Genomic DNA, 15,209 nt, shown 5'->3' on the forward strand with positions numbered 1-15,209 from the left:
GGAGTACATCGAGATTTTTTATAACCGCCAACGTCGCCACTCACGGCTTGGCAACTTGGCCCCAACTGAATTCGCCAAGAAGTATTGGGAATCAGCCAAAGCGGCTTAAAGCGGGACTGTCCAGTATTGTCAGGACACCCCAGTCCGACTATCCTGCCCGACCATCCAGTATTCCGTCGGCGGATAGCAAGACCTGAATTTACTGTTTTTTTAGCTTCAATCCAGAGTTTATTCATCCACTCACACAGGAGGACAAAACAAGCCGATAACTAAGTTACGAGGATGTATCCGAGGCACACCATGAAAATAACCATGGCAGTGTGCCAATAAAAATAAATCAGGAGAAACTCACAGTAATGAAAAGCTCAATTGCTAAAGTGCAGCGCAAATCGATTTTGCTCTGTACTGCGCTAATGTTGTGCGGCTCAGTCACAACCCAAGCCGTTGAACGCAACATGCCTTCAGCCGTACCCGCACAATCCGGAATAGGCACGGACAGGCTTATCGTAAAATTCAAGGACACTGTCTCCGCAACCAATGCTGCAGTCATGTCCCGCAGCATGGTGGATTCAATGTCCTACCGGGCCGGGGAACCACTGGCGCACTCGCGACGCCTGGCCACTGGTGCCCAGCTGCTCAAAATGGAAAAACGCCGCAGTGGCGCCGCCCTGCGGGCGGTGATGAATCGCCTGCGACAGGATCCGAATGTCGAATATGTGGAGCCGGACCTGCTGCTGCAGCCCATGGCAACACCTACCGATCCCAGTTACAACCAGCAGTGGCACTACTTTGAAGCAACCGGAGGCCTCAACCTGCCCACTGCCTGGGACAGCTCTGAGGGAGAAGGCGTCGTAGTGGGGGTACTGGATACCGGTTATCGTCCCCACCCGGACCTGGTGGACAATCTGCTGCCCGGCTATGACATGATTTCCGATAACTTCGTCGCCCAGGATGGCGGCGGCCGCGACAGCGATGCCACTGACCCGGGTGACTGGGCGCCGGCCGGAACCTGCGATCCCAACGATCCCGGAAGTAACAGCAGCTGGCACGGCACTCATGTGGCCGGCACCATCGCCGCTGTCACCAACAACGGTATCGGCGTTGCCGGCGTCGCCTACAAGGCGAAGATAGTCCCGATTCGGGTACTGGGCCGCTGTGGTGGTTACACTTCCGATATCGCCGACGGCATCATCTGGGGAGCCGGTGGCAGTGTCAGTGGTGTACCGGCCAATCCCAACCCGGCGCAGGTGCTGAACCTCAGCCTCGGTGGCGAACAGAGCTGTCAGTCCACCACGCAAAACGCCATTAATATTGCGCGCAACCTGGGTACCACCGTCGTGGTCGCCGCTGGAAACTCCCGCAAAGACGCCGGCGGCTTCAATCCCGCCAGTTGCTCGGGTGTGATTTCAGTCGCCGCCACGGATCGCAGCGGTGGTCGCGCCTGGTACTCCAACTTCGGCAGCGTAGTGGACGTGGCGGCACCGGGGGGTGATATCTCCATCCGCACCAACGGCGTTCTGTCCACGCTGAACAGCGGCAATCGGGGCCCGGGAAGCGACAATTACGAGTTTTACCAAGGCACCAGCATGGCTGCACCGCACGTTGCGGGCGTGGCCGCACTGATGTATGCGCTGGACAGTGACATTACCCCGACCGAGGTGGAAACCATCCTCAAAAACACCACCCGTAGCTTCCCAGCCAGCTGCAGCCAGTGCGGCACTGGCATAGTCGACGCGGCCGCGGCGGTCGCCGCTGTGTCCGGCAGCGGTGGCGGTGGCGACCCGGTTACCGACAGTCTGGAGAATGGGGTCGCCAGGACCGGCCTTTCCGCCAGCACCGGCGAAGTACTGCGCTTCACCATGGAAGTGCCCGCCGGCGCAAGCAATCTCAGCTTCCAGATAGCTGGCAGCAACGGCGATGCCGACCTGTATGTGCGGTTCGGTTCGGAACCCGACCTCACCAATCACGACTGCCGGCCGTATCTCAGCGGAAGCAATGAAACCTGCAACATCTCTAATGTACAGGCTGGCACCTACCATGTGATGGTACGTGCCTACAGCAGTTTCAGCGGTGTGAGCCTGGTGGGAAGTTACGATGAAGCCGGTTCCGGAGGTGGCGCCACCAGCTTCACCGAAACCAACCTCTCCGGCTCCCAGGGCAGCTGGCAGCACTTCACCCTGCAGGTGAACGAAGGTATGTCCTCGCTGGATGCAGTGATGTCGGGAGGCAGTGGCGACGCTGACCTGTACCTGCGCTACGGTACCCAGCCCACCACCAGCAGCCACGTTTGCCGTCCCTATTTAATAGGCAACAACGAGAACTGCAGCATCCCCAACCCTGATGCGGGCACCTGGTACATCAGTATTCGTGCCTACCGGACCTACTCCGGAGTCACCCTGGAAGCCGAGGCCACCCCTTAGCCCCAGCGGTCTGTTCCGCAGTAACAAAAAGGCCGGCGCAATGCCGGCCTTTTCTGTATCCGCTTGTGCCCTTGCCCCATACCCGAGGCAGCAGTCAAAAGAGTGCCGAAGAGCTGCCGGTTGGATATCAGGAATCGATCAGGCCGAAGTCCCGGCGCAATACCTCGATCAAATCCGCTTTCGGGTTGTCGGACATCTCCAGCTTGCGGCCAGTGATTTTCTCCGCAATATCCACATAGGTGGCAGACAAGTCCATCAGCATGGATTGTGGCAATTCGCTGTTTTGCGCGAGTGCCTGGCGCTCCGGCATGCGATCCTTGTTCAGCAGAATGTCCGGGTCCGGGAAATGGCTGAGCAGGGCCTGGCGAAACCCCTCCTTGGATTTTTCCACCACCTTGCCCGCACGGTAGTCGGCGCCGTCCCAGATGCGGGAGGAATCCGGCGTGCCCACCTCGTCCATATAGATCAGCTTTTCACTGCCGTCGGCGCCGGTGACATAGCCAAATTCAAACTTGGTGTCGACAAAAATCTGGTCCAGCCGCCCGAGCTCCGCGGCGATAAGATCAAAACCTTCCTTGAGCAGCTTTTCGTAGAGGTCTATGTCGGCTTCGCTGCGAAAGTTGAAGGCGCGGTAGTTGTCCAGGATATTCTTGCGGGTGATGTTCGCATCGTCTGCTTCCGGCACCCCCGGTATGCCTTTCAGTACCCCCTTGGTGGAAGGCGTAATCAGCAGTTCGGGCAGTTTCTGGTCTTTCTGCAGCCCGTCGGGAATCTGGATACCGCAGAATTCCCTTTCCCCTCCCCGGTAGGCGCGCCACATGGAGCCGGTGATGTACTGGCGCGCGATCGCCTCGATCATCAGCGGGCGCGCCCGCTGGACTATCCACACCAGCGGATGGGGCACATCGAGAATATGGCTGTCGGCGAGTCCGCGGTCCCTGAACAGTTTGAACCAGTGGTTGGAAATCGCGTTCAGCGCCGCACCTTTACCCGGTACGCCGCGCATACCGCCCTCTCCCTGCCAGATGCAGTCAAACGCCGAAATGCGGTCGGAGATCACCATCACCGCCAGCGGTGCGTCCTCTGCCACCGGGTAGCCCCTCTCCTTTATCAGGCGACGGCTGTCGGCTTCGGTCAACCAGTAAACTGAACGGACCTTGCCACTGTGAACGGGCTTGTCGGTGCGGATCGGCAAATCGTCGTTGACCGCCAGTACTCTGTCAGCGAGGCTCATGGATGGCTCCTATTACCATATTGGGCTGGAAAATAAGCGCGGGATTCTAGCAAAAGCCCCAATGCCTCGACAGAGGTTGGGGCGCACAGGTTGATTCTGGATAGGCCGGCCGCGGCTCACTCCGGCGAACTCTCCCCGTCACACTGTGCCGCTTCGGCTTCCCGGGCCTGCCACTCCGCCTGGTGCTCGCTGGTGGGCCAGGCATTCATGATCGCCTTGATCAGCGTTGCCAGCGGAATGGCGAAGAAAACCCCCCAGAAACCCCAGATGCCGCCAAAGAACAGCACCGCCAGAATAATCGCCACCGGGTGCAGATTCACCGCCTCGGAAAACAGCAGCGGCACCAGCACATTGCCATCCAGCACCTGGATAATGCCGTAGGCCAGCATCAAGTAGAGGAATTCACTGCTCCAGCCCCACTGAAACAGACCGATGGCGGCCACCGGCAGGGTCACTACCGCCGCCCCTATATAGGGGATCAGTACGCTGAGCCCCACCGCCACCGCCAGGAGCAGCGCATAGTTGACGCCCAGCATCAGGAAGGCGGCGAAGCTGACCAGGGCCACGATAGCTATCTCGATCACCTTGCCGCGCACATAGTTGGCCACCTGGTCGTTCATCTCGTGCCAGATCTGGCGCAGCATGGGCCTGTGCTGGGGCAGGAAGGACGCGCACCAATTGAGCAACTGGGCCGAATCCAACAGGAAAAAGAACACCAGGATAGGCACCACAACGGCGTATATCAGTACCCCGGCCAGCACCGGCAGGTTGGCGAGAGAAAAAGTCACCAGTGTCTGGCCAATGGTGCCCAGCTCGCTGCCGACGCTATTGAAAATCTCGTCAATCTGCGCCGCGGAAATCAGGCGCGGGTACCGTTCCGGCAACAGCAGCAATAGCTGCTGCCCCTGCTCGACCATGTTCGGCAACTCCGCGAACAGCTTCACCAGCTGGCGCCAGAAAATCGGCAGGATCACGAAAAACAGCGTGGCGATAACGCCCACCAACACCAGGCAGGCGAGACTCACCGCCACGCCATGGGGCAGTTTCCACGACTTTAACCGCACCACCAACCCCTGCATCAGGAAGGCGATGATCAGCGATGCCAGTACCGGCGCCAACACCTGCCCCAGAGTTGCCAGAACCACCAGTGATGCCAGCAGGAACAGTACCAGCAGGATCACCTCCTCCTGGCTGAAATACCTGTCTACCCAGTTTTTGAAAATGGTGAGCATGGATTCTCTGTTCCCGTCCTTAAGTGGTGGCAAGCAGCCAATAGCGGAATTCGCCATCAATGCATTCGGCCCGCAGCAGTGGCTGACCGCTCAGTTCTGCAAAACTGTGAAAATCGCGCCAGGAGCCGGGGTCGGTGGCCAGCACCCGCACCAGGCGGCCGGCGGGCTCTTCCCGCAGGGCGCGGCGCATCGCCAGCAGAGGCTGGGGGCAGCGCAAGCCGCGGGCGTCGATGGTCGCTGCGGCGTCCCACTGGACCCCGCCGCCCGAGGCCGCCCGGCTGCTGGAAATTTCCTCTGACATCGACTGCCCGCCGCGCTTTGTGAACCGCGGCGGATTATAACCCGGTTCCGGTCGCCACTGGCGACACACCCGCAACCCCTTGCCGGCGGCGCAGTCCCCGGGGCGCGCCGGATAGCGAATTTCGCGAACCAACCCCCAGTCTCTCGGTCCAAGTCTCGACAGCTTCGCTGCGATGCGTATAGAGTTGTTGTATTAACTTCACCGTCGGCTCTTCCAGCAGTATGCAAATGACTGACAACACCACAGTTTTACCGCGCCAACGCCTGCGCCAGTGGCTCTCCGCCCTGCTGGCTGTGCTGGTTTTCGGGTTGCTGCCGGGCACCGGGCCGCTGGCAATCGCAGACGACAACCAGATCCAGCTGCCCCTGCTGGGTGACAGCAGCAGTGGAGTCGTCTCCCAGGCGCGGGAAAAGGAACTGGGCCAGATGTGGCTGCGCATGTTCCGCAGCCAGGTGCCTACCTCCAGCGATGCCCTGCTGCAGCAGTATGTGGAAAACACTCTCAAAGACCTGGCGCAGTATTCTCCTTTAAAGGACAAGTCCCTCGACGTCGTAGTGGTCAACAACGACTCATTGAACGCCTTCGCGGTGCCCGGCGGGGTCATCGGCATTCACACCGGCCTGTTCCTGTTTGCCGAAAACCAGGATCAGTTTGCTTCGGTACTGGCGCACGAACTGGCCCACCTGAGTCAGCGGCACTATGCGCGCTCGCTGGAGGCCCAGCGCAACAGCACCCTGCCTACACTCGCCGGTATGCTCGGCGCACTGGTGCTGGCGGCCACCGCCGGTGGTGACGCCGGCATCGCCGCCATCACCGCCACCCAGGCCGCCGCGCTGGACAACCAGCTCCGTTTTTCCCGCCAGAATGAACAGGAAGCGGACCGTATCGGCATTGAAACCTTGGCCAAGGCCGGCATGAATCCCGACGCCGCTGGAGAGATGTTCGAGCAGATGTTGAAGGCGACCCGCTATTACCGCCGGCCACCGGAATTTCTGCTCACCCACCCGGTCACCGAAAAGCGGATTGCGGATGCCAAGTTGCGCGCCAGTCGCATGCCCCAGGCCCACTATTCCGACAGCCGCGAATACCACCTGATGCGCTCCCGTGTCCGCGTTGCGGCCGAAGCGACACCCCAGCAGGCGGTCAAGCGTTTCCAGGCAGAGTTGCGCGGTGTCAATGATGACGAGGACGCCGCCCGCTATGGTCTGGCGCTCGCGCAGACAGCGGCGGGTAAACCCGACGCAGCTTTGGAAACCCTGCAACCCCTGCTGGACCGGGAGCCCGGTAAAGCCGCCTTTGTACTCGCCCGCGCCGATATCGATATAGCCCGCAGCGACTATGACAGTGCCATTCAGCGCCTGCAGCGAGCGCTGCAGAAAACCCCCACCGATCACGCCCTCATCATGGGGCTCGCCAGCGCGCACTTCAAAGCCGGCAACTACCTGGCGGCAGAACGGATACTGGCGAAATACAGCCGCGTGCGCAAAAAAGACCCCGCCGTCTGGTATCTGCTCGCCGAAACCCATGGCCTCGCCGGCGACATCGTCGGTGTACACGAGGCCAGGGCCGAGTACTATATTCTCAACGGTGTCTTCGACAAGGCCCAACAACACCTGCGCCACGGTATCCGTCTGGCCAAGAACGACTACCAGATCCACGCCATCCTGGAACAGCGTCTCAAGGACGTGATCAATATGCAGCAAAAGGCCAAGGAGCTGTAGCGAGACCCGGTAACCCCGCTGTCAGTCCAGCGGCTTGCGAAAGTCCAGCATGCGCTGCAGCGGTTTCATGGCGCGCCGACCCAGTTCCGGGTCCACCAGAATTTCGTTGTCGCCCCGCTCCAGCACACGGCACAGGCTCTCCAGCGAATTCATCGCCATCCAGGGGCAGTTGGCACAGCTGCGGCAAGTGGCACCAGCGCCGGCCGTGGGTGCGATAATAAGCTCCTTGTCCGGGCACTCCTGCTGCATCTTGTAGAAAATGCCCTGGTCTGTGGCGACGACAAACCGCTGCTCAGGGCGGGTCTTGGCGGCGTTGATGATCTGTGAAGTGGACCCCACCAGGTCCGCCATTTCCACCACCGCCGCCGGTGACTCCGGGTGCACCAGCACCGCCGCGTCCGCGTACAGCGCCTTCAGGTCCGCGATCCCCTTGGCTTTGAACTCCTCATGCACGATACAGCTGCCGTTCCACAGCAGCATATCGGCGCCGGTTTCCCGCTGTACATAACTGCCCAGGTGCTTGTCCGGTGCCCAGATAATTTTTTCCCCGCTCGCGTCCAGGTGGTCCACCACATCCAGGGCGATACTGGACGTAACCACCCAGTCCGCGCGGGCTTTGACCGCAGCGGATGTGTTGGCGTAGACCACCACCGTGCGATCCGGATGCGCATCGCAGAACTCGGCGAAATCCTGCGGCGGACAGCCCAGATCCAGGGAACAGGTGGCCTCCAGCTCGGGCATCAGCACCTGCTTGCCCGGCGTCAATATCTTGGCGGTTTCCCCCATAAACTTGACCCCGGCCACTATCAGGGTATCCGCCTGGTGCTCCGCACCGAAGCGCGCCATTTCCAGCGAGTCGGAAACACAACCCCCGGTCTCCTCCGCCAGCGCCTGGATCAACGGGTCCGTATAGTAATGGGCCACCAGTACCGCATTCCGCTCGCGCAGCAACCGCTTAATACGCTCGCGCCACAGCAGCAGCTGCTCGTCGCTGTAGTGACGCCCAGTGGGCTCCGCCAGGTGCGACTGCACCAGCGAGCGGGGATCAAAGGACTCTGAAATGGCTTGTTTCCGACCCATACATATCCATCGGTTGTGGAAAAACCCGCATTATAGCGCTATCTGGCCATCGTGGTTTTCTGCCCCCTAATGCCGATTCGGTATTCCCGTGCGCCAGCCCGGGGCCGGCTGCCCGACAGGCGATGGCAAAACCGCCCAGTTCTAATAGACTGGATACCTGAAACAGCAGAGTTTCCGGCCCTGTTAGGGTTTTATCCTAACCGCCAGGCACTAAGGGCTCTCAGCACCCGGTCCTATCTAAAAGGAACGATATAGGGACTGACAGGCGACGGCCACTGCATCAAACGGAACCATCAGGGCGCGATTTGACCCTCTGTCAATACAATTCACAGGGATGTGGATATGGCTTTCAGACTACTATTGCTGGCTCTGCTCTGCGCCCTTATGGCAGGCTGTGACTCGAATAAAAAAGACCGTTCAGACACTCTGCTGTTCATCCAGATTTTTCCCGCCCCAGCTGGCGCCGGGGCCAGCTCCGACCTGTCCCTGGCGGCGGGGGACACCCAGCAGTTTATCGCCCTGGGCCGCTTTAGCGACGGCAGCGCCGTCGATATCACTGACAGTGTGGTCTGGCGCAGCAGCGATACCTCTACGGTTACCATCGACTCCAGCGGCAATGCCACCGCCGTCGCCCCCGGCAGCGCCGGTATCTTCGCCAGGCGCGACGGAGTTCTCAGCAATAGGGTGACAGTCAACGTAGCCAGCGTCTTACTGACCAGTATCCAGGTGACACCTCCAATAGTCAGCCTGGCGCCCGGCACCAGCCAGCAGCTGGCGGCGCTGGGTCGCTTTAGCGACGGCAGCACCGCCGACATCACCGACAGCGTGACCTGGCAAAGCAGCGATACCGACACAGTCACCGTCGACGCCGACGGCAACGCCACGGCGGTGGCCACTGGCACTGCCAGTATTACCGCCAGCCGGGATGGTATTACCAGCAATACCGTAGCGGTCACCGTCACCAGTGCCGTATTGGTCGGCATTCAGGTGACACCAGCCACCGTCAGTCTGCCCAAGGGTAACAGTGAACAGTTCACCGCCATAGGTACTTTCAGCGACGGTAGTACCCTCGATATCACTACCAGCGCCAGCTGGAACAGCGACAATACCGCGGCAGCTACTGTGGATCTTTTGGGAGAGGTCACGGCAGTAGAAGTGGGCAGCGCCAATATCACCGCCAGCCGGGATGGTATTACCAGTAATACCGCAACAGTCACAGTAACCAGTGCTGTGTTGACCAGTATCCAGGTGACACCGGCAGTGGTGAGCCTGCCCAAGGGCAACAGCGAGCAGCTCACCGCCGTGGGCACCTTTAGTGACGGCAGCACCCTGGATCTCACCAACAGTGTCAGCTGGAATAGTGACAATACTGCCGTGGCCACCGTGGACAGCCTCGGCGAGGTTACGGCGGTGGATGTGGGCAGCGCCGATATCACCGCCAGCCAGGATGGCATTACCAGCAATACTGCAACAGTTACTGTGACCAGCGCTGTGTTGACCAGTATTCAGGTAACACCAGCCATCGTTAGCCTGCCCAAGGGCAACAGCGAACAACTCACTGCGGTGGGCACTTTCAGTGACGGCAGCACCCTGGATATCACCAACAGTGCCAGCTGGAATAGTGATAATACCGCCGCGGCCACCGTGGACAGCCTTGGCGAGGTTACGGCGGTGGAGGTGGGCAGCGCCGATATCACTGCCAGCCAGGATGGCATCACCAGCAATACCGCGACGGTCACTGTCACCAGCGCTGTATTGGTCAGTATTCAAGTGACACCAGCCACTGCCAACCTGCCCAAGGGCAACAGCGAGCAGCTGGCCGCTGAGGGAACCTTTAGCGACGGTAGCACCCTCGACATTACTAACACCGCCAACTGGAATAGCAACAACACCGCCGTGGCCACCGTGGACCTTCTGGGGGAAGTTACGGCAGTGGAATTGGGCAGAGCCCATATCACCGCCAGCCAGGATGGTATTACCAGTAATGCCGTAGCAGTCATCGTCACCAGTGCCGTACTCACCAGTATCCAGGTAACGCCGACCCCGGTGAGTCTGCCCAAGGGCAACAGTGAGCAGCTCTCTGCTGAGGGAACCTTTAGTGATGGCAGCACCCTGGATATCACCAATACCGCCAGTTGGAACAGCGACAACACCGCGGCAGCTACTGTGGATCTATTGGGAGAGGTCACGGCAGTAGAAGTCGGCAGCGCCAATATCACCGCCAGCCAGGATGGTATCACCAGCAATACCGTACCGGTCACCGTCACCAGCGCCGTATTGACTGCTATTCAGGTGACACCCTCTCCCGTCAGCCTGCCCAAGGGCGATACGCAACAGCTGGCCGCCGAGGGGACCTTTAGCGATGCCAGCACCCTGGATATCACCAATACCGTCAGTTGGAACAGCGACGACACTGCCGTGGCCACCGTGGACCTGCTGGGGGAACTCACAGCGGTGGAGGTTGGCAGTGCCAATATCACCGCCAGCCAGGACGGCATTACCAGTAATACTGTGGCAGTTACTGTCACTGCTGTCGTTACTCTCTGCAATGTCCCTTCGTTCCAGGGGACACAATTGGATATTGATGGCAACCTGGTCACGAAGACCTTCTTCTGCGCTCCTACAAGAGCGCAGGTGGAAGCCACCGGCACCTACGCCACCCTGGAATCATTTTTTGAAGGTGGTATCGAATTCGCCAAGCTGGGCGTCGATGATTTACTTCAGTATTGCTTCGATGCATTTGGCAGCCTTCCTCCCATCACGGATTTTGTCTCCTTTCTCAATGCCAATACCACGGCACAATTCGGTGCAGCCCCTTCTTCCTGGCCGGTGACGGAAGACTACTTTAGTTTGGATGACATGTCGCAGTATGTCCCTGTTACACTCACAAACGCAGGCGGCGCGACGGCAGGCACACCTATACCTTTACCAGACGCCACAGTTAGATCTGTGCCTCTTTGTGTAACTCAGCCTTAAAAATTACTGGCAATAACTCAGAGGCATAGCTGGGGTTGATAGTAGTAAGAAAACGCCGTATTTAAATTCTCCACTGGAGTAGAAGCTTACCTTCAGTGGTGCCCTCAAGTATGGTGTTTAGGGAGGAGGTAGTACATCAGTTGGCGAATTGAAATAAGGGATCAATGATAAAGCTCCCCCCCGTTCAGCGAACAGGGGGGATAGATTTGCTCTATTGCTGTAAACAATACACAGTTGAAGTTTACAGTGACGCCGGGGATTTATTCTGAATTGCTTTCCATTTCACATTGGCCGTTTTGATACGCCCCGGCACATCCTTCAGCCACTCGTCCTGAATACCGGAATCCAGATTCAGGTATAGCCTGCCATCCACCAGACGCCAGACTTCCGGATCTCCGATAAACTTTTTGCCTACAGATACGCCAAAGGCACAGTAGCCACCATAGGCAGGCACGTATTTCTCCGGAGCCTCTTCAAAGACTTCCAGATTGTCCTTACTGGAGAACAGGTAAGTAGCGCCCTGGTATTCAGAAATAAAATTTCCATTTCCCCGCACTGGCCGTTTTCCCGTTTGATAAGAGACAACGTCATAGCCCTGAACCGCCGGGGTACTGTGTTTGTATTCTCCGGCTTTTGCGCCAACGGAAAATACCAAGGTTGACAATATAGCAACCAGATACTGCTTGACCTTCATAAGGTGACTCCATAATTAAAAGTTAACATTCAGGCAAAGAAATCAATCACTTTGCTGGACGCTATAATGATCCGGAACACACTGATAGAAAATAATAGAAATCCTATTTTCCCTACTGGATTGTATTCATTAGCCAGTAATTTAAAGATAAATGGAGAGCTCAACAGCCTGGCGAACATTGCTGGATAAGAAAACCATTCACTTCAGGAAAGCATTATCCTGACAACCCGAAAGCCAAACAAGTTCGCGGCAGTTGCTATAAACAGCATCGGTTGCAGAAACCTTAGAAGCTGTGACGGCGCTGAAAGAGACTGAATCGCTCAAGCGGTCGAGGGTGGCAGGTTTAGCAAATCAAGCATGTAACTGCTTGATTTGTCGTGGAGGGTTTGCGGACATGCGCCGCAAACCCGGATTGAGGAAAGCCAGGGAGGGCTTTTTCAACAACCTGTCAGGCTTTAAACTTGAGTAATTGAGCTGATTGATACACAAACGCCATACTCTGTCTTCACCCTGGTACTTACAGCTGTGGCAGCTATTACAGGGAGTAACTACAGGGTATAAGTCACCGCAAAAAAGCCTTTGAGCAGGTGGCGCTCGGCCACAATTGGACTGTTGTTTATGTCATTGTCCAGTCGCTCGACGGCCAGATTCAACGCCATCCGCCAGTCCTCCGATAGCTCCCAGATAGTGCCAACACCCGCCTCCACAGTAACACTACTTCCAACTGCATAAGCCGGCCTGCCGGGCTCTGCTGCGGATACCGGCACACCATAGTCATAATTCGCAAGCTCTGAGCTAAGCCAGTTGATACCGAGCCTGGGAACCAGGCGCCAGTTACCCAGGTGAAACCCCCTTGAGAGCCTCACTTCCGCCAGGCCACCACCCGACCTGTCGAGCAGGTCATGGGTGTATTGAAGATCCAGCTCAAAGCCGTTCCAGGCTTCGTAAATCAGGCCGACACCACCAAACAGCGTATCCTCCCGGTCGCCGAGCCCTTCCAGTACAGGACTGTCGTCCTCCTCATAGGCACCAAGCCGGTAAGCGGCGATGACTGCCAGCCGCAACTTGTCGCTGCCTGCAATGCCATAGCGCAGCTCCGGGCCTATCCATTGCAACCGCTCTCCAAAGTAAGTGATCGCCGGTATTACCTGGGTCACATTGGTATCCGAACCCCGGTAGGGGCTGCTGCGCCCTATTACACCGAGACCAACGCCCCACTGACCGAATTCACCCAGAACACTGTAGAGCTCGATATCCAGACTGATAGCCTGGTCCTTTGCGGCGTGAAAGGCCGCCCGTTGGAAACTGGGGGGGCCCTTGGGCTGGTAGTTGTTGGACAGGCCCATAGGCTCCCGTGGAATACCTATGAAATTCCGGTCCAATACCCGGTTGTCATTCTCATCCACATAGGCCAGAACCACAATCTGGCCCGCTGGAAGATCCGACAAGCGGTAGCTTCCATCCGGCTGGATTGAAAAACGTTCTTCCCTGGCCGGGTTGCGAAAGTCGCCAAATGCATCTGGGTCGTCATAAACCTGCAACACCAATGATCCTTCTTCCGGGGCATTCAGCAGTCGCACAGTAACTTCCGCGACAGAAGCCGCGGAATAGAGAAAAAGCAGTGTCGATAGGAGAATTTTACTGGTCATTGCTAAGCTACAGATTCCCTGTTAACCGACTTTTTCTTTTTACGGCCGGTATTCGAGTTCGGATCACCCACGAATCCAATCAAAACCCCGTCTCCCATAAGTAACCAGGTGAAGTTTAGCAGGCCGTTAAAAAATTGAGAGAAGCCAGGGAAGGCTTTCTCCACAATCTGTTGTGTGATACACCGACGGATTGTATAAGCCGCGCGGTTGAACCTGCGGCGTCTCACCGGTTACAAGCACAGAGAAAGGCCGCGCAAGCCGTATACGGCTAATCCCCCCAAGCGGTGCAGATACCGCGCAGAGCAATATGTCTGTGCTGCAGCGACCAGGCTACCCATCAGAGCCTCACATTGATTATTTTATAAACTACTGAATCCTATAGCACTGTTTACTATTGGCTGCTCTATTTCTCTATCTGGACCTTAATTTCAGCACCATAGCACGCACAACTTGAGGCGCCAGGGATTTGCGCAATCCCAAAACTATCAAACAGCCAAACCGCTAAATTACAATTGACAAAGGTTTTTAGATCACAGTCGGACTGTATTTTTTCCAAAACTTTGATCCATGCAGCAATAGGCGTCGCCAGACCTTATTGATAAATCCACCTTATCAGTTCCCGCGTAGATGTGATGGCATCTGACCACTAATTTTTTAAGTTAAGGTATCCATCATGTTAAAAGGACATTATTTACTGGCAGCTATAGCAGCCACCACCTTTTCCGCCCTCGCTCAGGCAGAAGATTTTTATCTGAGTGGCAATATTGGCTATAGCGATATGGATAATGTTTCCACCTCCGGCAGCTTTTCCAGCGATTTTACTACCGGGCCGGGTACTGATATTCCCGCAGGCACTGTTCTGCCCGCCGGCACCGACGTCGGCTTGAATACCAGTGTGGACAGCGGTTCAGCCATAGGCTTTTCGCTGGGATGGCAAACCAATCAACTTCGCTTTGAGGTAGAGTTTGCGCGAGTACAAAACGACGTGGAGTCCCATCGCGGGGTGAGCGCGTCCGACATTCCACTGGGCGGGGAGGACGCAGGCGTTCTGGTGAGCGGGGCGCCGGACAACCTGGGCATTAGCGTAAGCGAACTGGTCGCCTCAGGGCAGGGTGAATTCCGCACCGACTACCTGTTCCTCAATGTTCTCTATGAATTTGCAACCGACTGGGTATTAAACCCCTATATCGGTGCGGGTATCGGCAACGCTTGGGTAGACGTGGATTACAGTCCCTCCGGTGTCGCAATTATCGATGATGATGACAGTGTGTTGGCCCATCAGCTGATGGCCGGCCTCGACTACGAGCTGAACCAGCAACTGTCTTTCTACGGCGGGCTACGCTGGCGTCAGACCGATAAAGTAGAAGTTGACGCCGACTTGTTCGACGCGCAATTTGAAGTGGAAGTTGACAGCCTGATTGCTGAAATCGGCACACGCTGGTTGTTCTAATTTCCTCCTGCAATGGCAGCCTTTTCAGGTAGACATCGCCCGATCAAGGCCGCTTTTATCGGCGTAATAGCTTTGTGAAGCTATTCTCTGTACCAGCAGCTCACCCAACTGTGAATAACCGGCCCACTTAAAATCAGTTGCTATAACCTGCTCTGTGAAAATAATCATAAGCAGTGTACGTTCAATACAAGAATATTCAAACTGCTTTAAATATTATTTCGTTTTCAATGACAGCTATATAGCAATCTTCTTCGGTTGGTTATGGTAGCGCATCAATACTTCCTCTTCCGTTGGGTAAAAGCGCCGACTCTAGTGGCCCATGCGGAAAATAAGGTTACGTGATTTGATTTCACGTATACTTGTCACATGGATACTCCTGACGTTTTTACAATTACCGCTCATGATGCAGCGACCCTGGAAAGCTGGATTCGCAGCACCTCGCTTCAGCAGGG

General features: G+C 57.0%; 11 protein-coding genes. 5 read left to right on the plus strand and 6 right to left on the minus strand.

What is annotated here, in order from left to right; genetic code table 11:
• Both AB1S50_RS17230 and AB1S50_RS17235 read left to right on the plus strand, forming a co-directional pair.
• Window positions 1-109, plus strand: a 109-nt coding sequence (locus AB1S50_RS17230) for an IS3 family transposase (protein ID WP_367149665.1), incomplete at its 5' end; no start/stop codon positions are given.
• Window positions 110-356: 247 nt separating this feature from the next.
• The gene (locus AB1S50_RS17235) at window positions 357-2,420 is read left to right on the plus strand and encodes a S8 family peptidase (protein WP_367152314.1); all 2,064 of its coding nucleotides are present in this window, start codon (window positions 357-359) and stop codon (window positions 2,418-2,420) included.
• Window positions 2,421-2,547: 127 nt separating this feature from the next.
• Here AB1S50_RS17235 and AB1S50_RS17240 read toward each other — a convergent pair whose 3' ends face one another.
• From AB1S50_RS17240 to AB1S50_RS17250, 3 genes are all read right to left on the minus strand, one after another.
• On the minus strand, window positions 2,548-3,654 hold the full coding sequence (locus AB1S50_RS17240) for a phosphoribosylaminoimidazolesuccinocarboxamide synthase (RefSeq protein ID WP_367152316.1): 1,107 nt from the start codon (window positions 3,652-3,654) through the stop codon (window positions 2,548-2,550).
• Window positions 3,655-3,770: 116 nt separating this feature from the next.
• A complete protein-coding gene (locus AB1S50_RS17245; protein WP_367152318.1) occupies window positions 3,771-4,886 on the minus strand; it encodes an AI-2E family transporter in 1,116 nt (371 codons plus the stop codon).
• 19 nt (window positions 4,887-4,905) lie between these two features.
• Window positions 4,906-5,319 (minus strand): sulfurtransferase TusA family protein, encoded by a 414-nt coding sequence (locus AB1S50_RS17250; protein ID WP_455363761.1) that lies wholly within the window; start codon window positions 5,317-5,319, stop codon window positions 4,906-4,908.
• Window positions 5,320-5,414: 95 nt separating this feature from the next.
• On the opposite strand from AB1S50_RS17250, the gene AB1S50_RS17255 reads away from it, so the two are divergent.
• Window positions 5,415-6,908, plus strand: coding sequence for a M48 family metalloprotease (locus tag AB1S50_RS17255; protein WP_367152319.1), 1,494 nt, complete (start codon window positions 5,415-5,417; stop codon window positions 6,906-6,908).
• A gap of 21 nt (window positions 6,909-6,929) precedes the next feature.
• On the opposite strand, the gene nadA is transcribed toward AB1S50_RS17255, so the two are convergent.
• The gene (nadA, locus tag AB1S50_RS17260) at window positions 6,930-7,988 is read right to left on the minus strand and encodes a quinolinate synthase NadA (protein ID WP_367152320.1); all 1,059 of its coding nucleotides are present in this window, start codon (window positions 7,986-7,988) and stop codon (window positions 6,930-6,932) included.
• A gap of 342 nt (window positions 7,989-8,330) precedes the next feature.
• Between nadA and AB1S50_RS17265 the strand changes: the two genes are divergently transcribed.
• Entirely contained in the window at window positions 8,331-10,964 is a 2,634-nt protein-coding gene (locus AB1S50_RS17265; protein ID WP_367152321.1) for an Ig-like domain-containing protein, read from the plus strand.
• 241 nt (window positions 10,965-11,205) lie between these two features.
• Here the strand turns inward: AB1S50_RS17265 and AB1S50_RS17270 are convergent, their stop codons facing one another.
• Complete coding sequence (locus AB1S50_RS17270) at window positions 11,206-11,658, minus strand: YHS domain-containing (seleno)protein (RefSeq protein ID WP_367152322.1); 453 nt, start codon at window positions 11,656-11,658, stop codon at window positions 11,206-11,208.
• A gap of 548 nt (window positions 11,659-12,206) precedes the next feature.
• A complete protein-coding gene (locus tag AB1S50_RS17275; RefSeq protein ID WP_367152323.1) occupies window positions 12,207-13,307 on the minus strand; it encodes a MipA/OmpV family protein in 1,101 nt (366 codons plus the stop codon).
• A 673-nt stretch (window positions 13,308-13,980) separates the two neighbouring features.
• Between AB1S50_RS17275 and AB1S50_RS17280 the strand changes: the two genes are divergently transcribed.
• On the plus strand, window positions 13,981-14,757 hold the full coding sequence (locus tag AB1S50_RS17280) for an outer membrane beta-barrel protein (protein ID WP_367152324.1): 777 nt from the start codon (window positions 13,981-13,983) through the stop codon (window positions 14,755-14,757).
• Window positions 14,758-15,209 lie beyond the last annotated feature (452 nt).

Source organism: Microbulbifer discodermiae, assembly GCF_040742695.1.
Lineage (GTDB): Bacteria > Pseudomonadota > Gammaproteobacteria > Pseudomonadales > Cellvibrionaceae > Microbulbifer.

What these genes read in the sequence shown, in the direction of transcription:
- AB1S50_RS17280 (WP_367152324.1), top strand. Translation starts at nt 13,981, where the DNA reads ATGTTAAAAGGACATTATTTACTGGCAGCTATAGCAGCCACCACCTTT.
- AB1S50_RS17275 (WP_367152323.1), bottom strand. Translation starts at nt 13,307, where the DNA reads ATGACCAGTAAAATTCTCCTATCGACACTGCTTTTTCTCTATTCCGCG.
- nadA (WP_367152320.1), bottom strand. Translation starts at nt 7,988, where the DNA reads ATGGGTCGGAAACAAGCCATTTCAGAGTCCTTTGATCCCCGCTCGCTG.
- AB1S50_RS17255 (WP_367152319.1), top strand. Translation starts at nt 5,415, where the DNA reads ATGACTGACAACACCACAGTTTTACCGCGCCAACGCCTGCGCCAGTGG.
- AB1S50_RS17240 (WP_367152316.1), bottom strand. Translation starts at nt 3,654, where the DNA reads ATGAGCCTCGCTGACAGAGTACTGGCGGTCAACGACGATTTGCCGATC.
- AB1S50_RS17245 (WP_367152318.1), bottom strand. Translation starts at nt 4,886, where the DNA reads ATGCTCACCATTTTCAAAAACTGGGTAGACAGGTATTTCAGCCAGGAG.
- AB1S50_RS17265 (WP_367152321.1), top strand. Translation starts at nt 8,331, where the DNA reads ATGGCTTTCAGACTACTATTGCTGGCTCTGCTCTGCGCCCTTATGGCA.
- AB1S50_RS17235 (WP_367152314.1), top strand. Translation starts at nt 357, where the DNA reads ATGAAAAGCTCAATTGCTAAAGTGCAGCGCAAATCGATTTTGCTCTGT.
- AB1S50_RS17270 (WP_367152322.1), bottom strand. Translation starts at nt 11,658, where the DNA reads ATGAAGGTCAAGCAGTATCTGGTTGCTATATTGTCAACCTTGGTATTT.